Raw genomic sequence first — 23,988 nt, forward strand, 5'->3', positions numbered from 1 at the left:
GGTCTTCAGGCAGTGTCCTGGGCCGGTTCTCGGGTGCGGAGCATCAACGCGGACCGGCGTCCGTCGTCTTCGGCGAAATGCAGCAGGCCGGTACGACCCAGACCTGCCGTGCCGGCATGCCCGATCGTGCCCAGCGCACGCATCTCATGCGCGATCCAGCCCAGCGTCGCCACCGCGCCCGCGGTTCCGGCATCGCCGATGAACTGCGCGATGCGGTGATGAGGAAACTCCACGCGCTTGCGCTCCATCGCGCGCGACATCGCGAGTTCGATCTCGCGCGCCATCCAGTGCTCGCCGTTCATGCCGCTGGCGTGGAACTCGGCATCGGCCACGGCGACGCCCGATTGCCGCGCCGCCTCCCGCAGCGCCGCGGTCAACGCCTGCGCACGCAGCGGCTCATCGCCGTCGATCCGCCAGTCGTCCTGCCCGCTCGCGGCGCCGGTGATCCAGACCTCGGTCATGCCAGCGCGCGTGGCCAGTCGCGTCAGCACCACGGCCGCGGCGGCCTCGCCAGGAATCAACGCATCCGTGTGCCGATCCTCCGCGAGCCTGCGCTGCGCCAACAGGCGGTCGATCGTCGGCGCCGTCAGCAGGCTGTCCGACGCGAGCAGCACGACATGGCGGATCGCCTCGGTACCGTCGATCCCGTCCTCGAGCAGATGGGACGCTAGCAGCACACCGTCGGCAAGTCCGCCCCGGCCCGCATGCATCGCCCGACTGCCGGGATGCAGACGGTGATCGGTCGTCACGGTCTGGAACGCTTCATGCAGTTCACGCAGCGGAGTCGCCGGCTGCGACGCCGACGGCAGCATCAGCAGCAGCGCCGTCGACTGCGGCGAGAGCGACTCGCCCTCCTCCAGCTTGGCGCGCTCCCACGCCTCGTCGAAGGCCATGCGAAGCAGAGCGGCCTGCCGCTGACCGCCCCAGATGTCGAAGCCATGCACCGGGGCCCCGACGACCGGCTTGCCGCCGAGACCGACGAACCGGGTCTCGCGGAACAGGTTCAGCCGCGCTCGGATCGCCGCGACCGTGCGCGGCAGCGTGTAGCCAAGCGCGCTGCATAAGCCTTCTGCGGCGATGCGCATCGGGCGTGGTGGCCGGATCTGTGCACTCATGCGACCGCCTCGTTCTCGACGGCACCGGGAACGTCGGCCACCGTGCCGCAGCCGGCACAGCCCCCGGCCACGCGCTGCCGCCACCAGATCGGATCGATCGGACCGACGGCCACTTCGCTGAACTCCTGAATGCTCCGGTACTGGCGGACGCTGGCGCGCCAGACCACGCTGAAACGGCGCTCTTCGGGCTCGAAGAACAGCGTGTCGACAACCGCCTCCGGCGCCTCCTGTCGATAGTCGGTACGCAGCACACGGACTTGCATGTCGAGCTTGGGCAGCGCAAAGCTGAGTTCCGGATGCGTCTTCAGCAGATGCGTGAGACGCACCGTCTCCCCGCCGCGTGGATACGCCATCTGCTGGTCCGGAGGCGCGACCTGATGAAAGCGCTCATCGAAATCTTCCGGCAGCAGCGGGAATACCTCCCGCCGCCAACGGTCGTCATAGGTGCCGCCGTAATGGCGGCGCGGCAGCCAATGCCGGCCGATCGCGCCCAACGCCCACGGCGTCGCGTCGTCGCCCGGGTGACGGACTGGCCGTGCCGGATCTTCCAGCCGCGGAGCAGGACGGCCGTCCATCGCGCGCCATGTCGTCTCGCCCGCGAAGCCGAGACCGATCGGGTTGGACTCCTGGACCTCGGCGTGGCCGGGATGTCCATCCACCGGCTGAGTGCCGCCGAACGCACATGCATGATGAAGCGGCAAGCTGACGAAGGGCTCCGGCTCGGTCAGCTTGAAGTCGGCACGTCCGGAGCCGGCGGCCCGCCAGCGACGCTCACCGGTGACACGCACCCGCTTGCTGAACTCGCCGACCTCGACGCTGGCGATCAGCTCGCGCACCGCCACGCCGTCCGGCGCGTGGCGCATGGGCGTCGAAGATCACGTCGCAGCGCGGTTTGAAGCGCGGCATGTCGGCGCCATAGCGCATCGCGCTTTCGCCGGGGACGCCATGGTATTCATCGGCCAGCACGATCGGCGACGGCGGCAGCGGGCGCGGCCGCTGCCCCGGATCGGGGATCCGCCAGGTCGCCTTGACCGCGATCACGAGATGCTCGCGTCCGGCGGCATCCAGGGCCACCGCGACGTCGGACACCAGATGCCGGGAGCCCACATGAAGCTGCATACCCGGTGTCGCTTTCAGTTGACGTGCACCGACCCGCCCACGATCCGCTGCGTCGCGCTCGCGTGGCTGGTGATGTAGGTTCCGCGCAGCTGGATGCGGCCATCGGCCGTCAGCACGATGCACGCCTCGCCGCAGCGCAGCTCGAGTTCCTCGGCCGCTTCGATCACCTCGCGATGACCGTCCACCGTGATGACGAGCCCTTCCGGCGCCTCGTCGTGGCCAACGGGTGCCGGCTGCGCTTCCCGCGCGGCCTCGCCGTTCCATAGCAAGCCCAGCACGATCGCGGAGCCGCCGGCAAGCACGCTCAGCGCGACGCCCTGGCCGGCGTGTTCCGCCGACAGCGGCACCAGGCTGTGCGCCACGCCCACGAGCCCCAGCCCGGGGACCATCGCCGCGCCAGTCGCGCCTTGCGCGGGCACCGCCTGCAGCGTGCCGATGATCACCTGTCCCGGCATCGGCATGGCGGCCGACTGCGAGCCCTGATTCAACAGCGCATGGAACGGCGACGCGTCCTGCGCCGCCGCGTCGACGCCGTGCTCCGGCAAGTCGAGTCGCTCCACGTCAGTTCTCCAGGATCTTCTTGCCCTTGACCGTCACCTCGCCGTCGGCCTTGAAGGTCTGCTCGCCGGTGGTGCCGACGCTGAGCGTGTGGCCGTTGAGGATGATGGTGCCGTCGGACTTCATCGTCAGGCTGGCCTTGCCCACCGTCAGGTGGATCTCGTCCTTGGCGTCGACGGAGTACACCGCGCCGCTGCTGATGCTGTAGTCCTTCCCGACCATCGTGTTCTTGTACAGCCCGACCTGTTCCGTCTGGAATGCACCGACCGTCGTGTTCATCATCGCGCCGACCGACGTCTGGTACCCCAGACCGATCGTCAACGCCTTGGCCATGCCGATGGTCTCGGCCTTCGCCATCGCGATGGTCTCGGTCTTGTTCGCACCGATCGTCACCGACCGGTTCGACCCGATGCTGATCGTCTCGTTGATGCCGACGTCTTCCGTGCGGTTCATCCCGATGGAGATCTTCTCGTCGAGGTCGACGCGCTCGGTGCGGTTCTTGTGCACCGTGATCGTCTCGTCCAGGTCGACCGTCTCCGTGCGGTTGCCCTTCACGAACACCGTCTCATGCCGGTCGATCGTCTTGGTCCGATCCCGTCCGACCCAGTGCGTCTCGTCGTTCTCGACCTCGATGTCCTGGTTCTTCTCCGCGTGGATCCACAGCTGCTCGTCGCCGTGCTTGTCCTCGAACCGGATCGCGTTGGCGTTGCCGTAACTGCCGCCCTTGGTCGAGCGCGTCAGGAAGCCGCTCTGCGTCGCGTTGGCCGGCAGGTCCCATGGCGGCAGGTTCTCGCCGTTGTAGGTCCGACCCATGATGATGGGCGCGTCCGGGTCGCCTTCGATGAACCCGATGATCACTTCCTGCCCGATGCGCGGGATGTGGATGCCGCCGAAGTTCGAGCCCGCCCACGGATGCGCCACGCTCACCCAGCACGAGCTGCGTTCGTCGCTCCTGCCGCGCCGGTCCCAGTGGAACTGCACCTTCACCCGGCCGTACTTGTCGGTGTGGATCTCCTCGCCCGCCGGACCGCTCACGATGGCCGTCTGCGGCCCCGCCACCAGCGGCTTCGGGGTGCGCCGCGGCGGCCGGTACTGCTGCGCCGCCGGGATGCAGTTGAAGCTGCAGCGCAGCCCCGTCTCGCCCGAGCCCGCCTCGTTGGCCGCTTGGCTCAGGCTGATCTGCGTGCCCGTGATCAGGTACTGCGCGTTCTCGCTCTCGCGCGGATGGCGGGTCAGCGACAACAGGTGCCCCGTCTGGACACCCTGCGCGTTGGTCGTGCCGTCGTAGGTCTGGAACTGCGTCTGCAGCTCGTCGAGCCGGTCCTCCACGTACTGCGACCCGTCGCCCGTCTGGATGTAGCCGCCCGGGTAGTCGAAGATCTCGCCGTCGGACAGGTCGTAGTTGCGCGCCACGCTCTGGTTCGTTTCCAGCGACGTCGACGGCCGCTGGAAGTCGTAGTCGGTGATGACGACCTTGCCCGGCTTCACGCACTCGGCGCTGCTCCAGTTCTGCACGTACTCCAGCTGCGGCGTGGCCTGCGCGCCCGAGCCGTAGAACGGCAGCGACTCGCAGCCGGGCCTGGCATCGTGCCCGCTGGCCGAGTCGCACAGCACGACCTTGTGGCCGCCCTCGTCGTGCTCGACGTACCAGTAGATGCCTTCGTGCTCGAGCAGCCGCGCGACGAAGTTGAAGTCGGTCTCGCGGTACTGGACGCAGTAGTTCCAGGTCCGGTACGGGCGCAGCAGCTTGAACTCGTAGCGCGCGACCGGGTGGTCCTCGAAGACCTGCTTGACGATGTCGGGGACCGACAGCTCCTGGAAGATGCGGCAGTCCGAGGTGCGCGACAGCAGCCACAGCCACGGCTTGAGCTGCATCTCGTAGACGCAGTGCTTGCCCTCGAAGCCGCGCTGCGCGAAGCGCGTCACGTAGCCGCTGAGGTAGCGCGGCGCATCGTCGCGCAGCGCGATCGTCAGCGTCGCGGGCTTGCCCAGCAGCTCCGAGGCCTGGATGTCCTTGCGTTCGCTCAACAGCGTCAGCGTGGTGTCTCCAGCGTCGCTCAGAGCCTCCCGCGACACACAGGTGTGCACGCGCAGGGTCTCTTCAGGCAAGGCGGTCTTGAGGCGGAAAGGTGAGGCCATGGCACCAGGGGTCAGGTCGACACCCCGGAGGCTAGGGATCACCCGAGATCACCACAACGGTCGAAAGTCACTCCCGAGGTTCGCAGTCGCTTGGCGGATTCCGCAAAATTATCAGAATGGGACCTGTAGAGGGTCAGGTCCTGCCCGCCTCTTGGCCACGGCCGCACGTCAACCATGGACTTCGATCGACAGATCGCCCAGCCTCGGGTCCACGTAGAACTCGACCTCGCCCCAAGGAAATCGGGCCGCCGCGCGGGGCTGCGCACGGCCGACCTTCAAGACGCGCCACATCCAACGCGCCAGCTTGAGCCCGATACTCCGGTCGCTCGCCAATCGCCCACAACCACTTGCCCATCGCCTGAAGCGCGCCATGCCCATCCTCCGCAGAGTCATCGCCCTCGCCGTCCTTGCGGGCTGCGTCTGGACCTTCCAGGAGGGGCGGCGAGGCACCTTCGGCATGCTGGGTGGCCCCTTCGCGATCATCGCGGTGATCATCGGCATCCTGGCACTGGCCGCGGCGATCTTCAACCTCCAGGTCTTCGGCGATCGGCAGTGGGAAGACAGCGGCTTCGACAACTCCGTGCTGGGTCAGCGGTCCGGCCGCGTGTTCGGCGTTTTCCTGGCCTTCATCTTCGGCGGCTCGATGATCTTCATCGCGATCCGCGGGCTCGCGCGAGGCGTGATCTCGCCGCTCTGGAGCGCGCCGGACCTCGTCGCCGCCCGCTCGCCGGTGATGTTCGTGCTCTGCTTCGCGCTTTGGCTGGGCATCGGGATGGCGCTTTTCGTGCTGATCATCAAGGGCACCTGGCGTGCAACGTTCGGTGGCGACAGGATGTCGTCGCCCGCTGCCCTGCCCCGCAAACGGCGTTGATCCACCTTGCCGAGCAGAGAACGCATTCATGATCGAGCCCCTCCCGCATCGCCGAGTTGCGATGTCGATACTCGCCTCGTTGGCCGCCAGCCTGGCGCTGAGCGCCTGCCAGAGCTTCGGGACCAGTGAGTTCAGCCTGCCCACTGGCAAGGACCCACAGGTCCGGGAGGTCGTGGCGGCCTGGGCCCTCGAGCATGGTCTTCAGCCCTGCGCGGGCTGGGATGTGCGCGTCGAGGGCTCGGACAGTTGCTTCGGCGGTCGCGTCGAGCCGTTGGCGGTCACGGCAGTGACCCAGCCGGCAGGAGATAGATATCTGGTGCGCATCGGCGTCTACGCCTCCGGCGTGGGACATGGTTCCGCGATCGACCGGCTGAATGACGAGATTCGCACACGTCTGGAACCGCTCTTCGAGCCCGGTCGAGTCACTGTCCGACAGGTGCCGGCGCCGATGCAGGTGCAGCGGATCAACGGATAGACGGGCCAGGTCTTGCCTTCGGCGAGAAACATCCCGTTGCGAATTCCCGCCTGTGCAGAGGCCAAAGTCACTTCGACGCGCCCGACCCGCCCGGTACCTTCCGGTTCATCCGCATTCTGAAGAGGCGCCGATGCCTGCTGCACGCATTCCCGGTCCGCAAGGCGCCGGAGCCAACACATTCGAGATCGACGACGGCACGATGATCCGCGCCGCGTCCCCGCTGGTGTCGCCGGTCGGCGCCGCGCCGCGCGCCGAGAAGGCGCCCGCCATCGACGACGACACCCGCGCGCTGGCCGCCGTCGCCTACGGCGAGGGATCGACCGGCAACGTCTACGAGGAGATGGCCGCCATCGCCAACGTGCTGGTGCGTCAGCAGAAGGCGCGCGGCTTCGCGTCGATCAGCGCGTTCATCAAGACGGACAAGACCTTCGCGTTCGCCGCGCATGACGGCAACCAGCGGCACAACAAGCTCAAGAAGGCCACGGCCGAAGAGATCGCCGCCGACACCGGCATGAGCGACGCCGTGCGCGGCGCGCGCAACGCGCTGAGCGCCACCGGCACGGACTACGCCAACGGCGGCTACTTCTGGGACGGCGCCGACATCAAGTCGAACTACGACAAGCACCCCAAAGTCAAGGCTGGCATCCACATCACCGACCCGAAGCACAACATCTACGGCATCAAGGACAAGGACGTCCCCGGTGAAGAATGGTGGCGCAGCGCGGCGGGCGCCAAGACCAAGCTGCGCGGCAAATGGGATTACAAGTACGAGTCCACCGCCGCGTACGGCGGGACCATCTTCTGGAAGTACAACGACGACTTCGTGAAGGCCACCAACAACAAGGTGTACGACTGATGCCCCGCCTGTCCCGTCCGCTCCGCGCCTCGATGAGCCACCCCCTGCGCTGTTCCCTGCGCCGTGCGCTGCCTCGATCGCTGCAGGTTGCCGCGACCGCCCTCGCCGGCTCGCTCTTCGTCGCCTGCGCGGCGCACGCCGACGCCGTGGCCAGGAATGCGACCGAGCTGCGCGACCTGCTGCGCGGCACGGCGACGCCCGCAGCGCTGGAACCGATCAAGACGGAAGGCTGGTGCGGACCGCAAGGCTGCTTCGTCGACGTCGGCGAGCTGCGCCTCGACCGCGACAAGGGCGGCTTCGCCAAGGCGCCAGGCGGCAGGCAACTCGTCCTCGTCGAGCACAAGGCCATGGGCGGTGAGCCGCTTCCGGACATCGACTGGACGTCGACGGACGCCTACCGCGTGACGTCCGGCGGCCAGCGCTGGGGCACGTGCATGGAGTTCGCGCATACCGGCATCGGCAAGAGCGGCGTGTACCAACGCTGGACCAGCGTGGTGCTGGTGCCGTTCAACGGCGGCAAGCCCGCGGGAACGGCGCATCGCTTCGTCGGCTACTGGGCCGGGTGCGATTCGTTGCAGGCCACCGCGACCCAGGGTCAGGTCGTGCTACCGGTCATCGAGCGCGGTGAGCCGTCGGCGTCGAAGCCGCTGCGGCTGGTGAACCAACAGTGCAGCGCCAAGAGCTGCGACGGACAGATCGACCGTCGGGTGATCGATGGAGATCCCGCCAGCGAAGATGGCACGCTGTCGATGCGCGACGCGCGCTGAGTTCCTGTCGCCGCTTCGGCTCCCAGCCTTCCCACGTCCTACGGCACCGTGCTGCGTCAATCCGCGCCTGACGTGAAAACGCCCGCGAGTGCGGGCGTTCGAACCGCCGCCGGATGGCGGGGTGGTCGGACGGATTCGTCCCGACGATGACTTCAGCGATCAGGCCGACTTGCGGCGACGCACGACACCGACCGCCGCCAGCGCGAGGCCAGCCAGCGCCAGCGACGCGGGTTCCGGCACGGCGTTGCCTTCCAGCGCGAACGCGACGCTCTCGCCGCTGCGCAGGCCCGCGCCCTGCTGGTACAGCTGACCGCCCACATGGCTGTAGCCCCACACGCCCAGGTCGGTGTTGTAGAAGCTGGCGTAGTAGGTTCCGGCCGCCAGAGTCAGGTTGAGCAGATCGTCGGTGGTGGCCGTGCCCTGGAGGCCGCCGAGGTCCGTCGTCGTGAAGTCGCCGGCGACCAGCGTCTGGCTGAACAGCTGCGCGCCCGGCAGGCCGTCGCCGCCGATGCTCCACACCGAGAACGTCATGCCGTTGTTCCAGTACGGCGCCGAGTTGTAGATGTTGACGCTGAAGCCGGTGATGTCGCTGGCCGAACCCAGCGTGAACTGGTCGAAGACGCGGTAGGTGCCGCCGCAGCCCGAGCACCACGGCGACGCGGGCGTGTTGCCGGTCAGGCTGGGGAACGACTGGAACACCACGTCCGCCGAAGCGGTCATCGGCAGCGCGGCGCAGGCCAGTGCAACGGCGCCCAGGGACAGGCGGGCGGTCGTGAAGAGGGAGCGGAGGGTCATGGTGTCGTCGTTGGAATGAGGTTGGACCAACCATCCCAACGCAGCGTCCGTGCCAGGCTTCAATTTCCCAGTCACGTCAATGACTTACGCTGACCATGCCCCTTGCTTCAGTGACAAGCTGTAAAGGAGTTCGACACTTGTTCATGGGACATAGTTCACGAATCGTGGGCATGCCGCTTGAAAAGTCGAATTCCACTGCCCGGCAGCTGGTCGCTACTTCGCCAGCGTCACCGGGCAAGGACCTCCCCGTCGTACTCAGTCGAACGCGTACGCGAAGTCCCCGTCCTTCACCGCCAGCTCGACCTTCGTGATCGCCTGGCCGTTGGTGACGCGGGTGAGGTACTCGCGGCTGATGCGCGGCAGCACGGTGTTCGTGAGGATCGCATCGACCACGCGGCCGCCGCTCTCCACCTCGTTGCAGCGGCTGATGATCAGCTTGACCACGTCGTCGCCGAAGGTCAGCGGCACGCCGAGGTTCTCGCCCACGCGCTTCTGGATGCGGCCCAGCTGCAGGCGCACGATCTGGCCCAGCATCTCCTCGCTCAGCGGGTAGTACGGGATCGTCACCAGGCGGCCCAGCAGCGCCGCTGGGAACACCTTCAGCAGCGGCTCGCGCAGCGCCTTGGCGATGCCGTCCGGTTCCGGCATCAGCTCCGGGTCCGCGCACAGCTTCATGATCAGGTCGCTGCCCGCGTTGCTGGTCAGCAGGATGATCGTGTTCTTGAAGTCGATGTGGCGACCCTCGCCGTCTTCCATGCGGCCCTTGTCGAAGACCTGGAAGAAGAGCTCGTGCACGTCCGGGGTGAGCCTTCTCGACCTCGTCCAGCAGCACGATGCTGTAGGGGCGGCGACGCACCGCCTCGGTCAGCACGCCGCCTTCGCCGTAACCGACGTAGCCCGGGGGCGAGCCCTTGAGCGTCGAGACCGTGTGGGCCTCCTGGAACTCGCTCATGTTGATGGTGATGACGTTCTGCTCGCCGCCGTAGAGCGCCTCGGCCAGCGCGAGCGCCGTCTCGGTCTTGCCCACGCCCGAGGTGCCCGCCAGCAGGAACACGCCGATCGGCTTGCTCGGGTTGTCCAGCCCGGCGCGCGAGACCTCGATGCGCTTGGCGATCATCTCCAGCGCATGGCGCTGACCGACGACGCGCTGGTTCAGCGTGTCCGCCAGTTGCAGCACCGCCTGCACCTCGTTGCGCACCATGCGGCCCACCGGGATGCCGGTCCAGTCCTGCACCACCGCGGCCACGGCCTGTTCGTCGACCTGCGGCAGGATCAGCGGCGCATCGCCTTGCAAGGTCGTCAGCTCCGAACGCAGGCCGTGCAGTTCGGTCAGCAGCGTCTCGCGCTCGGCCTCTGCCGGCGCGCCCTCGCCATCCTTGCGCAGCAGTGCGTGCAGTTCCAGCACGCGGTCGACCATGCCCTTTTCCTTCAGGTGGCGGGCTTCGAGCTCCGCCTTGCGCGTCTGCGCCTCGTCGAGCTGCGTCGCCACGCGCTGCTTGCGCTCCGCGACGTCCATGCCGATCGCACCCTCGCGGCCGATGATCTCGCGCTCGATCTCCAGCGCCTGGATGCGGCGCAGGCAGTCCTCGAGCTCCGCCGGCGTCGCATGCTGGCTCACCGCCACGCGCGCGCAGGCCGTGTCGAGCAGGCTCACCGCCTTGTCCGGCAGCTGTCGCGCCGGGATGTAGCGATGGCTCAGGCGCACCGCCGCCTCGATGCCCTCGTCGAGCAGCGCCACACGGTGGTGCTTCTCCAGGATGGACGCCACGCCGCGCAGCATCAGCACGGCCTTGTGTTCGTCGGGCTCGGGCACCTGCACGACCTGGAAGCGCCGCGTCAGCGCGGGGTCCTTCTCGATGTGCTTCTTGTACTCGGCCCAGGTCGTCGCCGCGATCGTGCGCAGCTTGCCGCGCGCAAGCGCGGGCTTCAGCAGGTTGGCCGCGTCGCCGGTCCCCGCCGCGCCACCCGCGCCGATCAGCGTGTGCGCCTCGTCGATGAACAGGATGATCGGCTTGGGCGAGGCCTGCACCTCGTCGATGACCTGGCGCAGGCGGTTCTCGAATTCGCCCTTCATGCTCGCGCCGGCCTGCAGCAGGCCGATGTCGAGCATGTACAGCGACACGTCCTTGAGCTGCGGCGGGACGTCGCCCTGCGCCAGGCGCAGCGCGAAACCTTCCACCACCGCCGTCTTGCCGACGCCCGCCTCGCCCGTGAGGATCGGGTTGTTCTGGCGGCGGCGCATCAGGATGTCGACGATCTGGCGGATCTCCTCGTCGCGACCGGCGATCGGATCGATCTCGCCGTTGCGCGCGCGCTCAGTCAGGTCGACGGCGTAGCGCTTGAGCGCTTCCTGCTTGCCCATCGCCGCGGGCGCGATCGCGCCGCTGGCGTCGCCGGGGGCGGCGCCCGGCTCGGCCGCGCGCATCGCGCGTTCGGGCGAGCCTTCGAGGATCTGGTTGAACTTCTCGCCCAGGTCGTCGACGTTGATCTTCTCGAACTGCTTGGACACCGACAGCAGCACGTTGCGCATCGACGCCGTCTTCAGCAGGCCCAGCACCAGGTGGCCGGTGCGCACCTGCTGGTCGCCGAACATCAGCGAGCCGTAGACCCAGCCGCGCTCGACCGCGTTCTCCACCCAGCTCGACAGATCGGTCACCGAGGTCGCGCCGCGCGGCAGCCGGTCCAGCGAGGCCATCAGGTCCGACGACAGCTGCGCCGCGTCCAGCCCGTAGTGCTTGACGATGCGATGCAGGTCGGAATCGGGCGTGTTGAGGATCTGGTAGAGCCAGTGCTGCAGCTCGACGTACGGATTGCCCCGCAGCTTGCAGAACACGGTGGCGCCTTCGATCGCCTTGTAGGCCAGCGGATTGAGCTTGCCGAAGAGGCTGGTGCGGGCGATTTCAGTCATGACGATGCTCCCTGTGATGCCGGCGGCGTGGCCCGTCCCTTCACCCGCTGTTGCGGATGCAGGTGCAGGTCGCCCCGGTCGTGACGATGCGGACGGCCGCCCGAGCGGCCCGTCCAGGAGGTGAAGCCCAGGCGCGCGTTGCCGCTGAGCGCCGCGGCGGGTACCTCGTCGCGGCGCAGCACGGGCTGCAGCTCCCATTGCAGGTTGTGGCCGACGTACTGCCGGATCCAGTCGTTCAGCGGCCGCCACGCGTCGCCGTCGGGCAGGAAGCCCTCGTACTGGCGCAGCGTCAGCGGTCCCAGGACGACGCGGAAACGGTATTGCCGGTCCCAGGCCTTGTTGCCCGCGGACGTGTTGCGACCCAGACGCGGCAGCTCCCTGCCGATGCGCTCGGGCCGCTGGCGCGCGAAGCCCAGCCGCGTGCGCTCGCCGTCCTCGACGGGCAGCCAGTGCGGCACATGCTGCTCGATGCGCACCGGCACCTTGAAATGGGACGACAGGATCTTGGCGAGGCCTTCCGGATGCTGCGCGCGCCCGCCGTGCAGGCCCGCCTGGAACAGGCGCGCGGTCTGCGGCAGCGAGTCGCCGGGCCGCTGCGCGCCGTCCAGTCCGGTCGCCGCGCCCAGCCAGGCCGCGTAGCGGTCGGTCGCGGGCCGGTCGTGCTGCACGGCCGGTTGCGACTGCGCCCAGGCGCGGTAGAAGTGCAGCAGCAGCCGGTGATGGAAGACGTCGAGGAAGCGGCTCAGCGTCGGATCGCCGCGCTGGTGCAGCCGTTCACGGGTGTACTCGGTCAGGTGCAGCGGCATCGGCCCCTGCGGGCCGAGCAGGCCGAAGAAGCGCACGCCGAGGCGCGGCGCGGGGTTCCGGCCGCGCGTCAGGCTCTGCAGCGCCGCCGGCGCAAAGTCCAGTTCGGGCTCCTGGCCCAGGCGGATCGCCTCCTGCGAGGGGCGCAGACCGCGCCCCAGCCGCGGCACGTCCGGCGTCAGGCCCTCGATGCGCCGCAGCAGCGCGAAGAAATCATGCGCCCAGGGCGTCGCCTCGACGTCCTCGAAGAGTCGCGCGCAGCGCGGCTTCGCGCTCGTTGCGCTTCTCGGGCCGGCGCGCGAGCAGCGACTCGGGCGTCGGCGCGGCGCCGGCATCGGACGCCTGCGCGACGGCACCACCACCGGACGTGCCGGAGGCGTCCTCGTTGGCGTCGTCACCAGGGGTCGAGCCGGGGCCGTGCAGGTTCATCCGCGCTCCTCGTCGCGCGCGCGGTCGCCGCGACCTTCGGCGTCGCCGCCGATGCGCGGGGCCCAGCGCTTCACGAGGCCGCGCTGCGTCGTGCGCAGGCTCAGTTGCGTGAAGCTGTTGATCGCCGCGTGGCGCGTGAAGTAGCGTTCCAGCACGCTGGCGAAGAGGAAGGTGCTGTGGCCCTGGAAGGCGTGTTCGTCGAGTTCCAGGGCGATCTCCGCGCCGGTGCCGTAGCTCAGCGGCCCACTGAACGGCAGGCGCCGCACGACGGGTTTGGATTCGACCGCACGCACGCCCTCGACCTGACGCAGCCAGCCGGGATCGCCCGGTGGGCCGTACAACGCCAGCAGTCGTCGCAGGGTCGCGGCCGCCTGCGCGGGCGGCTCGTCGGCCCAGGGCAACTGCTGCTGCGTCAGCAGGCCGACCAGGCTCCAGCCTGCTTCGCCCGCCGGCTGGCGGTTGACCGGCCGCGTCGGACCATGCACCGCATCGACCTTGAGCACGGGCCCGGCGGCATCGAGCCGCCACACGCCGGCACCGTTGTGCGGCAGCAGCATCGGCAGGTCGCGGTTGGTGACCAGCGCCGAGACCGACAGCTGCCGGATGTCCTCGCGATACGGCGCATGGCGCGGATCGACCAGGGAGATGAAGACCTCGTCGCCGATGTAGCCGGTGCGCGGCCCCTGCTCCTTCTGGCGCGTGGACATCAGCCGCGGCTCGCGCCGCGCGGTGTAGAAGCCGGGGGCATCGGGCGGCGCCTCGTGATACGTCGCGTAGAGCGGCTCGAAGCCCTGCTGGCCGAGCGCCCCGGCGCCGTAGCCGATGACCGACTGCAGGCTGTGGATCTCGTAGTCCATCGGCCGGGTGCGGTCCGGCACGACGTGATATTCCCAGCTGCCCGTGCCGAGCTGGATGCGGTCCAGCCGTTTCGGGAACAGGTTGATCGCCGGCGTGCAGTGCAGCGAGACGCTGTCGACATCGACCATCGCCTCCAGCGCGCCGTCGCCGCGGGAAAAGAACAGCACGATCTCGAAGGACGTGCCGTCGATGCGCGCAAGGCGGTCGGCCAGTTGATCGATCTCGAGGAACAGGAAGCGCCGCGGCATCGCGGCGAGCTCCTGCATCAGCCGGCTGCCGGAGAAGTTGCGGTGGGTCTCGGGCAGCAGCGCCTCGTCGGGCGCGAAGCCCAGCGGACGGATGCTCGTCGCGGACCGCCATTGCAGGGGCACGGTCGACGCGTCGATGCCGTCGCCGGTGACGAAAGTCCCCAGCGGCGCGCCCAGCGCCAGTTCATGCAGGCGATAGGCGACCTCGTCCGGCGCGCTCAGATACAGCGCGAGCCGGTCGAGTCCGAGCTGCCGCACGGGGATGCCGCCACCGGTCTTGAGCCTGAGCCGCACGCCGCCGCGGCTGCCCGCCGCATCCGGCAGACGCGACACCGGCAGGTCCGGCGCGTGAGTGAAGTACTGGACGTCGTCCAGCGTCAGCGGCCACAAGGTGACGTCATGGGCGGTGCGGAATTCGCAGCGCGTGTCCTGCCCGCGCGGGATGCCGGACTGCAGCACGCTGCCGCGCGGCACCGGATGGCCTTTGGAGAGGTTGGGGTCGGTCGGATCGACGCTCAGGCGCGCGATCATCATCGACGGGATCGGCGCCAGGAAGTTCGGGTAGATCGATTCCAGCAGATGCGAGATCAGCCGCGGGTGCTCGGCGTCGAGCTTGAGCTGGACGCGCGCGGACAGGAAGGCGAAACCCTCCAGCAGCCGCTCGACATAGGGGTCGGCGACCTCGGCATCTTCCAGCCCGAGGCGGGCGGCGATCTTCGGGAAGTCGCGTGCGAATTCGGCGCCGACCTCGCGCAGGTGGGCGAGCTCGTCGTTGTACAGGCGCAGCAGGCGCGGATCCATGTCCTCAGCCCTCGGCGCACTTCGACCTGACCGGCCTCGAGGTCCATCTGCGTGCGCAGCAGGATCTCCAGCGGAATCGGCTGCGCCCACAGGTGGCCGCGGATGTCGAACTCGATCACGTTGTGCGTGTCCATCACGCTCTGCGTCTCGATCGCGCGGACCTCCAGCGTGTCGGGCAGGATGCGCGGCTCGAAGCGCAGGATGGCCTGGCGGATCTGCTTCTCCAGCAAGTGCACGTCGATGCGCGAGGCCAGTTGCCCCGACAGCGCCGGCAGTCCGAAGTTCAGCACGCTGTCGCCCACATGCCCGTAGGGATCGCATTCCTTGCCCATCGGCTGGATCGCGTTGAACAGCCAGCCCAGGTCGCGCAGCACCGCCTGGCGCAGCTGCGACTTGGTCATGACGCGGCGTTCCTCCGCCTCCACGCGGTGGAAGGGATCGTCGTCGGTCAGCCGGTCCAGCAGGGCCGGCTGCAGGCGGTCGCGGTGGATCTGGCTCATGAGCGGGTTGAGCGAGTCGAGCGGGTCGAGGGAATCCGGAGCGCCGGCATGCCGCGGCTGGCCGCGCGCGGCGACGCCGTCATGGCTGGCGGAGTTCGATGAGGCGCGCGTCGAGCAGCCCGGTCTCGCCCTGGTCGGTCATCAGCACGCGCTGGCCGACGCCGGCGTACTGGTCGTCCTGCGAGCCCGGCAGCGGCTGCCATTCGGTGCGGCGCGCCAGCCAGACGCGCTCGTCGTCGAAGGCGACGCTGCGCGGGTAACGCGTCGGGATCAGCGCGACGGAGCCGCCGCCGTTGGGGAATTCGAGGTGCGCCGCGGACCACACGAGATCGCGCAGGTCGGTCGGCGGCTCGATGTGGATCTCCTTGATCGCGGAGAACGGGACCCAGCAGTAGCGGCCGTTGATCACCGCCTCCAGCACCGGGCCGATGCGCGAATCGCCGTCGCAGATCCAGTCGAAGGCCTGGCCGTCGATCGAGCCGGCCGTCGCGGGCGCGGCGTCCAGCGCCTGCGCACGCAGTTGCCGCGCGCCGGCGACGTCGCCGTCATGCTCGAGCTTCAGCGAATGGACCAGGTTGGCGACCCACTCGGCCGGCTCGCCCATCACCATCGGCGTGGTGCGCCCCTCGAAGACGGCCTCGCGCACCAGCTCGCACTTCAGCGCTTCGCGGTAGGTGTTGACCATCGCCAGCGTGCCCGCGTCGAGTTCGCCGCAGACCTCCAGCTGCGCGGCCGCACGCGCCCATTGGCCCGTCACCGCCAGCAGCTGGAACAGCATCGTGCGCAGCTTCGCGTCCTGCGGACGCTGACGGACTTCCGCCTGCGCCGCGGCCAGCGCCTCGGTCGGGCGGCCCGCCGCCAGCAGTTCCTGCACTGCGCTCATTCCATACTCCTCAAGACACTCAGGTGAGGTCGTCGTCGAAGGTGTGCGTGCCGCCCATCGCGCCCTTGGCGTTCTGGGTGCGGTACTCGATGTTGACCTTCTGGAAGCTCATCGAGATGCGCTCCACCGGCGCGCCGGTCTCGTCGCAGTCGATGTCGTAGGACGCGACGCGCGCCTTCTCCAGCGTCAGGCAGAAGTAGTCCTCCTGCGAGCCGCCGGCCTTGCGCAGGTAGAGCTTGGCGCTCTTGACCTCGTCGTTGGTCGCGACGGCGCTCATCAGCGCGGTGCTCGCGCTGTCGAGGCCCTTGGTGATCGTCAGCTGGCGGTAGCTGCGGCGGCCGGTCTGCTGACCGGCCACGGCATCGCCGGCGGCGCCCACGCCCCAGCTGAAGCCGCGCACGACGATGTCGTTGGCGTGGCCCGCCGAGGTGGACTCGCCCTTGACCTTGCCCGCCCGCTTGAGCGACAGGTCCAGGTACATGTCGGCGCTGCTCGCGCCGCTGGTCAACGGATTCATCTTTCGCTCCGGCATGGACAACGGATGACGGCGTCGGACGCCAGCGGGTGGCACCGGACGGCATCACGCGCCGCCCTTGCTCACCGTCATTCGTTGTCCGAGCGCGGCGCGACAGACCGGAGCCTGCCGCGCCGCGGGGATCGTCGAGGGTGCCGCGCCGACGCGAGCCGGCACTGCACCCGTCAACACATCAACGCGTTTCGGTCGTGGCCACGTTCCAGCCGAACTTGACCGCGCCGCCCAGGCCGCCCTTGGCGTCTTGAGCCTTGTACTCGAACTCGATGTCGGCGTAGGACACCGACACGCTTTCGCTGATCTCGCCGCCGGCCGAAGCGGACGGGGAGACCGAGGTCACCAGGACTTGCTTCAGGGTGACCTTCAGGAAGTCCTGCTGGCCTTCGCCGGCCTTGCGGCAGGTCAGGACGGCCTGGTCGAAGTGCTTGCCCGAAGCGCAGGCCTTGGCCAGCACCGGGGACGCCTTGTCGTAGTAGTGCGCGAACACGAACTGGCCAGGAACGCCCTTGCCCTTGCCCGAACCGGTACCGGCGGCGGCGGTGCTTTCCTGACGCACGTCCCACGACCAGGCCAGCAGGTCGATCTCGCCCTTGTGGTCCTTGTGGGTGGATTCGCCTTCGACTCCGGCGAACTTCAGATTGGCGTCGATCGTCATGGTCGGTTTCTCCTAGATGAACTCTGTGAAAACAGTCTCCGCCTCGACGCTGACCGCGACGGAGACCAGGGGATTTCGGACCTTGGAAGGTCCGGATGGCGGGGTGCCTCGAAAGTTCAGACCGCGCCTTTCAAGGCGCTCCCTTCAACACGTCGCGCGTCATCGCGCGCGATTCTCAAATTCTTGTGCCGGCAATGACCGCGCGGCGGTCATCGCCTTGCTCACTTGCCCTTCTGCGACGGCAGCGTCGAGACCAGACGCAGCGACACGGTCAGGCCTTCGAGCTGGTAATGCGGACGCAGGAAGAATTTCGACGAGTAGTAGCCGGGGTTGCCCGGGATCTCCTCGACCACCACTTCCGCGGAGGCCAGCGGCTTCTGCGACTTCGTCGTTTCCGACGAGTTCGCCGGATCGCCGTCGACGTAGTTCATGATCCACTTGTTCAGCCACTTCTCCATGTCGCCGCGCTCCTTGAAGGAGCCCACCTTGTCGCGCACGATGCACTTCAGGTAATGGGCGAAACGGTTGCAGGCGAACAGATACGGCAGCCGCGCGGCCAGGTTGGCGTTGGCGGTGGCGTCCGGGTCGTCGTACTCGGCGGGCTTCTGCAGCGACTGGGCGCCGATGAACGCGGCGAAGTCCGAGTTCTTGCGGTGCACCAGCGGCATGAAGCCGTTCTTGGCCAGCTCGGCCTCGCGGCGGTCGCTGATCGCGATCTCCGTCGGGCACTTCATGGCCACGCCGCCCTCGTCGGTCGGGAAGGTGTGCGCCGGCAGACCCTCGACCGCGCCGCCCGCTTCCACGCCGCGGATGCGGGTGCACCAGCCGTAGGTCTTGAACGAGCGGTTGATGTTGGTCGCCATCGCGTAGGCCGAGTTGGCCCACGTGTACTTGGCGTGTTCGCCGCCGCCGGTCTCTTCCTCGAAGTTGAACTCCTCGACCGGGTTCGTCTTCGAGCCGTAGGGCAGGCGCGCCAGGAAACGCGGCATGGCCAGGCCGATGTAGCGCGCGTCGTCGGACTCACGCAGCGACTTCCAGGCGGCGTACTCGGGCGTGCTGAAGATCTTGGTCAGGTCGCGCGGGTTCGCGAGTTCCTGCCACGAGCCCATCTGCATCAGCGACGGATTGACCGCGGCGATGAAGGGCGAGTGCGCGGCGGCCGCGACCTTGGCGATCTCGCCCAGCAGCTCGACGTCCGGCGGGCTGTGGTCGAAGTAGTAGTCGCCGACGATGGAGCCGAAGGGCTCGCCGCCGAACTGACCGAATTCCTCCTCGTACACGCGCTTGAAGATCGGGCTCTGGTCCCAGGCCGTGCCCTTGTAGCGCTTGAGCGTCTTGCCGAGGTCGTTCTTCGAGATGCTCATCACGCGGATCTTGAGCTGCTCGTCGGTCTCGGTGTTGTTGACGAGGTAGTGCAGGCCGCGCCAGGCCGACTCCAGCTGCTGGAACTCGGCGTGGTGCAGGATCGCGTTGACCTGCTCCGACAGCTTCTTGTCGATCTCGGCGATCATGGCCTCGATCGAGACGATGACGTCGCTGCCGATCAGCGTGGTCTGCGACAGCGCCTGCTGCGCCAGCGTCAGCACCGCCTGCTCGACGGCGGACTTGGCCTCGTCGGTCTTGGGCTTGAATTCCTTGTTCAGCAGCGAGGCGAACTCGCCGCCTTCGTACTCGATGCCCTGCAATGAAGGCGCGTGTTGCGCGAGGGTGTCATCGGCCATGGTGCGTGCTCCGTGGGATCCGTGGGTCGGTTCTTGAATCGGTTCTGGAAAGCGTCAGCGGCGCGCTCACTGCGCGGCGCCGTCGTCGGGCTTCTGGGCCGAGGCCAGCGACTTGAGCAGCGCCTCGTCCTTCACGACCTTGGCGATCAGCTGCTCGGCGCCGGCCTTGCCGTCCATGTAGGTGATCAGGTTGGCGAGTTGCTGACGCGCCTCGAGCAGCTGCTTGAGGCCGTCGACCTTGCGCGCGACCGCGGCCGGGGAGAAGTCGTCCATCGACTCGAAGGTCAGGTCGACCATCAGGTTGCCTTCGCCGGTCAGCGTGTTGGGCACGGCGAACGAGACGCGCGGCTTCATGGCCTTCATGCGGGCGTCGAAGTTGTCGACGTCGAAGTCCAGGAACTTGCGGTCCGACACCGGCGGCAGCGGCTCGGTGGGCTTGCCCGACAGGTCCGACAGCACGCCCATCACGAAGGGCAGCTGCACCTTCTTCTCGGCGCCGTAGAGCTCGACGTCGTACTCGATCTGCACGCGCGGGGCGCGATTCCTGGCGATGAACTTCTGGCTGCTGGTGGCCATGGGGTGCTCCTTGAAGCGGGGATCGGGTGAAAGGCGGAACGTTGAAGAACGGCGTCGAATTCGGTGTCGGTGGCGGTGTCCGGCGCTTACTCGCTGGTCGTGCCGGCGAGCTTCTCGATCTCGTGCACGCCCTCGGGATTGAGGTCGCGCATGATTTCCAGGAAGCTCTTGCTCATCAGCCGCTGCGCGCGGCGGATCAGCAGCGGCGCGGGATTGCTGGGCTCGTGGCGCTCGATCCAGTCGCAGACGCGTTGCAGCGCGCGGACGGCGTCGTCGCGGCTGGCGATCGTGCCCGGCGCGGACACCGCGCCGACGGCCACGCCGCCGAAGCCCGCGGCCGGCGCGCCGGCCGCGTCGTCCGAGGCGGCCGCGACATCGCCGCCGCCCTGCCCCTGCAGTTGTCCGGCGGCCGCGGCGAGCGGCTTGAACAGACGCAGCAGCGGCGAGAAATCAGGACCTTGTCCGGTGCCGAGCGGCGCTTCGATCGCCGCCACGATGCCTTGCACCGTCGGCAGCGCGTCATGCAGTCGCGCGGCGAAGGCGGGATCGTTCGCGGCCTGCGCCGACAGCCCGGCCATCAGGCCTTCGGGCGACGGCACGGATTCCTCGCCCATCGGATCGGCGTTGCCCAGCGCCAGTTCCACGTCGCGGACCCGGGGACCCCCGCGCTGGCCGGTCAGGCTGGCGGCGCGCAGGTCGGCGATGCCGGCCATGACGCTGGTCAGGGGCTGCAGCGCGTTCAGGCGCATCGTGGGATCGTCGTGGTCGGAGGCATCCAGTTGCGGATGCACATGCGCCCACTGTTGTTCCAGCAGACCGCGGATCAGGGCCAGGCCGTCGATGGCGGCGCCCAGTCCCTGCAGCCGGGCACCGGCGCGCACCAGCCAGACGGCGACGCGCAGGTCGCGGGTCCGCTTCGCCAGCGCCAGGGCCTGTTCGTGGACGGCGTGCCAGTCGGGTTCCTCGGCCGGGATGATGGTGTCGCCGAATTGCTGCTCGGGTTTGCCCGCACCCGCCGCTTCCAGTGCGAGGAAGGCAGCGTCGTACTCCAGGTCGGCGCCGCACGGGGCGTCGTCCTGCAAGGGGGCAAGCAGCGAATCGAGGTCGAGGTCAGCCATCGCGTCGGAGGCAGCAAAACGGTTGCATGCCATGGACTCTATTGAGGCCTGTAACCGAGCGCAGTGGTCGAAAGTCACTTTGGCGAGAGAGAGGGGGCGCTCAGGCTAGGGATTGCCGCCCGTCTCAAGTCAAGCCCGGACAGCTCTGCGCAACGCGCGACACCCTCTTCCGAGGTACCAGGATGAATGCCAGCCGTCAGCAACATTAACAATGTGTTTCGACGCGGGACAAGGACATCGGGAGACGCTCATACTCCGGCCCCGCAAGACCTGTCCCCTGCGTGGGGGACAAGGTTATCCATCGCTGCAAGAGCTCCCCCATGAAGCATCCGGCTGAATCCCCTTTGAATGCGCTGACGGCTCCGGCCGCGCCGACGCTCGTCGCGCCGTTGCCGCCCGACGCCGACCGTCGTCGCCTGCTGACCCTGGCCGGCGCGAGCGCGCTGCTGTCCGCCTGCGGCGGCGGCGGCAGCGGCGGGGACTCGCCGGCAACGCCCGCGGCGCCTCCGGCGGGATCGCCGCCCGCGTCCCCGCCACCGCCGGCGGCTCCGCCGCCTCCTGCATCGCCCCCGCCCCCGGCAGCACCGCCGCCGGCCGGGTCGCCTCCGGCATCGCCACCGCCGCCTGCATCGCCGCCGCCACCCCCTCCTCCGCCGCCTCCGCCGCCGCCTCCTCCTCCGCCGCCGCCCATCACGTCAGTGAAGCGTGGCGTCGCCTACGACCTCAAGGACGCGGCCGACTTCAACGCGCTGTCCGGCGGGACCATCGGCTGGTGGTACAACTGGGCGCTCCAACCCAACACGACCGTGCAGTCGCAGCCGTCCATCGCCGGCGCGCTGGAGCACGTGCCGATGCTGTGGAACTTCAACTTCAACACGGCGCAGGTCGTGACGGCGTTGAAGGCACGTCCGACGGTGAAGTACCTGCTGGTGCTGAACGAACCCAACCTCACCGACCAGGCCAATCTCTCGCCGGCCGATGCCGCCGCGCAGTGGCCGCGTTATGAGGACGTCGCGCGCCAGACCGGCGTGAAGATCGTCGGCCCGGCGATCACCTGGGGCACGATGCCGAACTACGGCGATCCGGTCGTGTGGATGGATGCGTTCATCGCCGCCTACCGCGCCGCCAACGGGGGCCGCGATCCGCAGATCGACGCGCTGGCCTTCCACTGGTACGACTACGGGCTCAAGGACCAGCTGGACCGGTTGACCAAATACGGCAAGCCGTTCTGGGTCACCGAGATGGCCAACTGGCACAACGGCGCCGGCCCGCACATCGACACGTCCGACAAGCAGAAGGCGCAGATGGCCGACATGGTCAGCGTCTGCGAGAACCGCAGCGACGTGGCCCGCTATGCGTGGTTCACCGGCCGCTGGGACAACGACGTGCACTTCACCAGCCTGTTCGGCGCCACCGGCGTGCTGACGCCGGTCGGCCAGCAGTACAAGAGCCTGCCGAAGGCTTGACGGCCTGCCGATGGGTCGTCGAGGGATGCTGCCGACCTTGCAGCACCCGTTGCAGGAGGCGCAGGCCCTCAAGGCGACCCTCCAGGCCGCTGACAAGAAGAAGTGATCTGAAGTGATTAGCGCAGCGCGGCGAGCAGCGCCGCCTGCACTGTTTGAACCGCCTCCGCCGCTTGTACCGCGTGCGTGATGCGGCGGCGCTCCTTCTCTGCCTCAGTGCCGCGCCCGTCGACGGGCGCGAGCACGGCCTGCACGTCCACCACGGGCACCACGGCCGCCGTCGCCAAGCGCCGCAGGACAGCGGGCGGCAGGCCGTCGCACGCGATCGCGCCGTAGAGGCGCCCGAGCAGCCGTGCGACATCTTCCAGCGCCGCGCCGTCCTCGATCACCCGCGTGGGGTCGAGGACGGTCACCTGCGCGCCCAGTTCTCGCGCCGCCTGCTGGAACAGCATCGCCCCCGGTGCGCCCTCGTCCCCACACACCATGCCCATCCGCAGGCCCTGCAAGGGCGCAGGCGTCGTGCGCGGAGACGAAGCGGACAGCGGCATGGTCGAACGCGTGGCGTGGAGGGAGGAAGTCGGCGGCATGACGGGGGCGGCGGGCGCGGGGACCACGCCGGGAGGCGAGCTGCACAGCGTAGTCAGCTCGCGGAGGGAGGCGTTGATCGATGTCAACGCGAACGCCTCGTCGACGCCGGGCGCGCAGCACGGCTGCCCGGACTCGACGGGCTGTTACTGAACCGTCACCGAGGGTTCACTGACTGTTGCTGACCGATGTCAAGGATTGGTGCCGCCGTTGCGAGCCGTTTCTAGCATCTCCAGCAATCCCTTCAACCCCGAGACCATCATGCACAGCGCCATCGCCCTCGCCTCCCCTCCGAGCGACCTCCCCCGCGATCGCCTGCGCGATGCCCCGGCTGGCCGGCCGCGTGTGGCGCCTTCGGCCAAACCGGTGCCTCGCGAAGGCGCCGCGCCCCTGTCCGCCACCGCCGCGATCGTCGCGTGCACCACCCCCGGTCTGATCGCGCCCGATCTGCGCCCGCAAGCGCGGCCGCCGCTGCAGGTGACCGTGTCGGAACCGCGCGTCGTCTCCCGTGATCCGCAACAGCGCATGCTCGAGGTGATGCGCACCATCCGCGACATCCTGCAGCCGGCCGCCAAGGTGGTGCGCGCCGGCGACATGGTCTTCCGCGCCTCGCAGCCCTTCAGCACCGTGTACCTGATCAATGCCGGCGCGTTCAAGCTGGTGAGCCGCAGCCTGGACGGCCGCGAGCAGATCGTGAGCCTGAAGTTCCGCGGTGACTGGCTGGGCTTCAGCGGCATCGCGCACGGACGCCATCCCTGCGACGCGGTCGCGATGGACACCGGCAACATCTCGATCATTCCGTATGACCTGCTGCTGCAGGCCTGCGCGCGTTACCCGGAGATGATGGCCGTGGTCCACGAAGGCATGAGCGCCGAGATCACCCATGAGCGCCAGTCGCTGATGTCGGTGTGCACGCTGGCCTCGCTGGCACGGGTGGCGGAGTTCCTCTGCGCCTGGGCGCGCAGCATGCATCAGCGCGGCCTGCGCGCCGATGAACTCACGCTGCGCATGACGCGCGCCGACCTGGGCAACTACCTGGGCATGACGCTCGAGACGGTCAGCCGCTGCCTGTCCAAGCTCAACCGCGAGGGCCTGATCCTGTTCGGCGAACGCGGCCGTCGCCAGATCTCGATCCCCAGCCGGGAACGGCTGGAGCAGTTCGTGATCGGGGGCTCGATGGCGCGGGGGAAGCTGGCGACGGCGGCGTGAGCC

23 protein-coding genes and 2 pseudogenes are annotated in these 23,988 nt (G+C 68.7%); 7 read left to right on the plus strand and 18 right to left on the minus strand.

Translation table 11 applies throughout. The features are described from left to right. Positions 1 to 5: 5 nt before the first annotated feature. Genes ACFJIX_RS24355 through ACFJIX_RS24375 form a run of 5 tightly spaced genes read right to left on the minus strand, consistent with a single transcriptional unit; the run spans position 6 to position 4,931 of the window. A complete protein-coding gene (locus tag ACFJIX_RS24355) occupies positions 6 to 1,115 on the minus strand; it encodes a hypothetical protein (RefSeq protein WP_377155224.1) in 1,110 nt (369 codons plus the stop codon). Further along, entirely contained in the window at positions 1,112 to 1,978 is an 867-nt protein-coding gene (locus tag ACFJIX_RS24360) for a DUF2169 domain-containing protein (RefSeq protein WP_377155225.1), read from the minus strand. The genes ACFJIX_RS24355 and ACFJIX_RS24360 overlap by 4 nt, the downstream gene beginning before the upstream one ends. Beyond that, the gene (locus tag ACFJIX_RS24365) at positions 1,887 to 2,234 is read right to left on the minus strand and encodes a DUF2169 domain-containing protein (RefSeq protein WP_377155226.1); all 348 of its coding nucleotides are present in this window, start codon (positions 2,232 to 2,234) and stop codon (positions 1,887 to 1,889) included. Before ACFJIX_RS24365 ends, ACFJIX_RS24360 begins: the two co-directional genes overlap by 92 nt. Before the next feature lie 14 nt (positions 2,235 to 2,248). Then, positions 2,249 to 2,794 (minus strand): hypothetical protein, encoded by a 546-nt coding sequence (locus ACFJIX_RS24370; protein ID WP_377155227.1) that lies wholly within the window; start codon positions 2,792 to 2,794, stop codon positions 2,249 to 2,251. A 1-nt stretch (position 2,795) separates the two neighbouring features. Further along, a complete protein-coding gene (locus tag ACFJIX_RS24375; protein ID WP_377155228.1) occupies positions 2,796 to 4,931 on the minus strand; it encodes a type VI secretion system Vgr family protein in 2,136 nt (711 codons plus the stop codon). 370 nt (positions 4,932 to 5,301) lie between these two features. Here ACFJIX_RS24375 and ACFJIX_RS24380 point away from each other — a divergent pair, with 370 nt between their 5' ends. From ACFJIX_RS24380 to ACFJIX_RS24395, 4 genes are all read left to right on the plus strand, one after another. After that, positions 5,302 to 5,802: a hypothetical protein gene (locus ACFJIX_RS24380; RefSeq protein ID WP_377155229.1), complete on the plus strand. Its 501-nt coding sequence runs from the start codon at positions 5,302 to 5,304 to the stop codon at positions 5,800 to 5,802. 28 nt (positions 5,803 to 5,830) lie between these two features. After that, positions 5,831 to 6,277 carry a hypothetical protein gene (locus tag ACFJIX_RS24385; RefSeq protein ID WP_377155230.1) on the plus strand — a complete coding sequence of 149 codons (447 nt, stop codon included), beginning with the start codon at positions 5,831 to 5,833 and terminating at the stop codon, positions 6,275 to 6,277. A 199-nt stretch (positions 6,278 to 6,476) separates the two neighbouring features. Then, on the plus strand, positions 6,477 to 7,133 hold the full coding sequence (locus tag ACFJIX_RS24390) for a hypothetical protein (RefSeq protein WP_377155231.1): 657 nt from the start codon (positions 6,477 to 6,479) through the stop codon (positions 7,131 to 7,133). Continuing rightward, positions 7,133 to 7,900 (plus strand): hypothetical protein, encoded by a 768-nt coding sequence (locus ACFJIX_RS24395; RefSeq protein WP_377155232.1) that lies wholly within the window; start codon positions 7,133 to 7,135, stop codon positions 7,898 to 7,900. Before ACFJIX_RS24390 ends, ACFJIX_RS24395 begins: the two co-directional genes overlap by 1 nt. A gap of 159 nt (positions 7,901 to 8,059) precedes the next feature. On the opposite strand, the gene ACFJIX_RS24400 is transcribed toward ACFJIX_RS24395, so the two are convergent. From ACFJIX_RS24400 to tssA, 12 genes and pseudogenes are all read right to left on the minus strand, one after another. Beyond that, positions 8,060 to 8,695 (minus strand): PEP-CTERM sorting domain-containing protein, encoded by a 636-nt coding sequence (locus ACFJIX_RS24400; RefSeq protein WP_377155233.1) that lies wholly within the window; start codon positions 8,693 to 8,695, stop codon positions 8,060 to 8,062. 255 nt (positions 8,696 to 8,950) lie between these two features. After that, positions 8,951 to 11,603 (minus strand): annotated as a pseudogene (tssH, locus tag ACFJIX_RS24405) (type VI secretion system ATPase TssH). Further along, on the minus strand, positions 11,600 to 12,577 hold the full coding sequence (gene tssG, locus ACFJIX_RS24410; protein WP_377155234.1) for a type VI secretion system baseplate subunit TssG: 978 nt from the start codon (positions 12,575 to 12,577) through the stop codon (positions 11,600 to 11,602). Before tssG ends, tssH begins: the two are co-directional and overlap by 4 nt. A gap of 43 nt (positions 12,578 to 12,620) precedes the next feature. Continuing rightward, the gene (locus tag ACFJIX_RS24415; RefSeq protein ID WP_377155235.1) at positions 12,621 to 12,836 is read right to left on the minus strand and encodes a hypothetical protein; all 216 of its coding nucleotides are present in this window, start codon (positions 12,834 to 12,836) and stop codon (positions 12,621 to 12,623) included. After that, positions 12,833 to 14,743 (minus strand): type VI secretion system baseplate subunit TssF, encoded by a 1,911-nt coding sequence (tssF, locus tag ACFJIX_RS24420; RefSeq protein WP_377155236.1) that lies wholly within the window; start codon positions 14,741 to 14,743, stop codon positions 12,833 to 12,835. The genes ACFJIX_RS24415 and tssF overlap by 4 nt, the downstream gene beginning before the upstream one ends. Before the next feature lie 29 nt (positions 14,744 to 14,772). Continuing rightward, a pseudogene (gene tssE, locus ACFJIX_RS24425) lies at positions 14,773 to 15,243 on the minus strand (type VI secretion system baseplate subunit TssE); the annotation flags it as partial. A gap of 79 nt (positions 15,244 to 15,322) precedes the next feature. Beyond that, positions 15,323 to 16,126 carry a type VI secretion system accessory protein TagJ gene (locus ACFJIX_RS24430; protein ID WP_377155237.1) on the minus strand — a complete coding sequence of 268 codons (804 nt, stop codon included), beginning with the start codon at positions 16,124 to 16,126 and terminating at the stop codon, positions 15,323 to 15,325. 19 nt (positions 16,127 to 16,145) lie between these two features. Then, on the minus strand, positions 16,146 to 16,643 hold the full coding sequence (locus ACFJIX_RS24435) for an Hcp family type VI secretion system effector (protein WP_377155238.1): 498 nt from the start codon (positions 16,641 to 16,643) through the stop codon (positions 16,146 to 16,148). A 190-nt stretch (positions 16,644 to 16,833) separates the two neighbouring features. After that, positions 16,834 to 17,313, minus strand: coding sequence for an Hcp family type VI secretion system effector (locus ACFJIX_RS24440; protein WP_377155239.1), 480 nt, complete (start codon positions 17,311 to 17,313; stop codon positions 16,834 to 16,836). A gap of 221 nt (positions 17,314 to 17,534) precedes the next feature. Continuing rightward, positions 17,535 to 19,034, minus strand: coding sequence for a type VI secretion system contractile sheath large subunit (gene tssC, locus ACFJIX_RS24445; RefSeq protein ID WP_377155240.1), 1,500 nt, complete (start codon positions 19,032 to 19,034; stop codon positions 17,535 to 17,537). A gap of 66 nt (positions 19,035 to 19,100) precedes the next feature. After that, positions 19,101 to 19,610, minus strand: a complete 510-nt coding sequence (gene tssB / locus ACFJIX_RS24450) for a type VI secretion system contractile sheath small subunit (protein ID WP_377155241.1) — start codon at positions 19,608 to 19,610, stop codon at positions 19,101 to 19,103. Positions 19,611 to 19,696: 86 nt separating this feature from the next. After that, positions 19,697 to 20,728: a type VI secretion system protein TssA gene (gene tssA, locus ACFJIX_RS24455; RefSeq protein ID WP_377155242.1), complete on the minus strand. Its 1,032-nt coding sequence runs from the start codon at positions 20,726 to 20,728 to the stop codon at positions 19,697 to 19,699. A gap of 698 nt (positions 20,729 to 21,426) precedes the next feature. Here tssA and ACFJIX_RS24460 point away from each other — a divergent pair. Further along, positions 21,427 to 22,194, plus strand: coding sequence for a glycosyl hydrolase (locus ACFJIX_RS24460; protein WP_377155243.1), 768 nt, complete (start codon positions 21,427 to 21,429; stop codon positions 22,192 to 22,194). Positions 22,195 to 22,310: 116 nt separating this feature from the next. On the opposite strand, the gene ACFJIX_RS24465 is transcribed toward ACFJIX_RS24460, so the two are convergent. Next, on the minus strand, positions 22,311 to 22,739 hold the full coding sequence (locus ACFJIX_RS24465; RefSeq protein WP_377155244.1) for a hypothetical protein: 429 nt from the start codon (positions 22,737 to 22,739) through the stop codon (positions 22,311 to 22,313). On the opposite strand from ACFJIX_RS24465, the gene ACFJIX_RS24470 reads away from it, so the two are divergent. Together ACFJIX_RS24470 and ACFJIX_RS24475 are read left to right on the plus strand one after the other, a co-directional pair. Next, positions 22,738 to 22,929, plus strand: coding sequence for a hypothetical protein (locus tag ACFJIX_RS24470; protein WP_377155245.1), 192 nt, complete (start codon positions 22,738 to 22,740; stop codon positions 22,927 to 22,929). The genes ACFJIX_RS24465 and ACFJIX_RS24470 overlap by 2 nt on opposite strands. A 108-nt stretch (positions 22,930 to 23,037) precedes the next feature. Next, positions 23,038 to 23,985 carry a Crp/Fnr family transcriptional regulator gene (locus tag ACFJIX_RS24475; RefSeq protein ID WP_377155246.1) on the plus strand — a complete coding sequence of 316 codons (948 nt, stop codon included), beginning with the start codon at positions 23,038 to 23,040 and terminating at the stop codon, positions 23,983 to 23,985. Positions 23,986 to 23,988: the final 3 nt, after the last annotated feature.

It is taken from the genome of Roseateles sp. UC29_93, assembly GCF_042695725.1.
In the GTDB taxonomy this organism is placed as follows: Bacteria; Pseudomonadota; Gammaproteobacteria; order Burkholderiales; family Burkholderiaceae_C; genus Roseateles; species Roseateles noduli_A.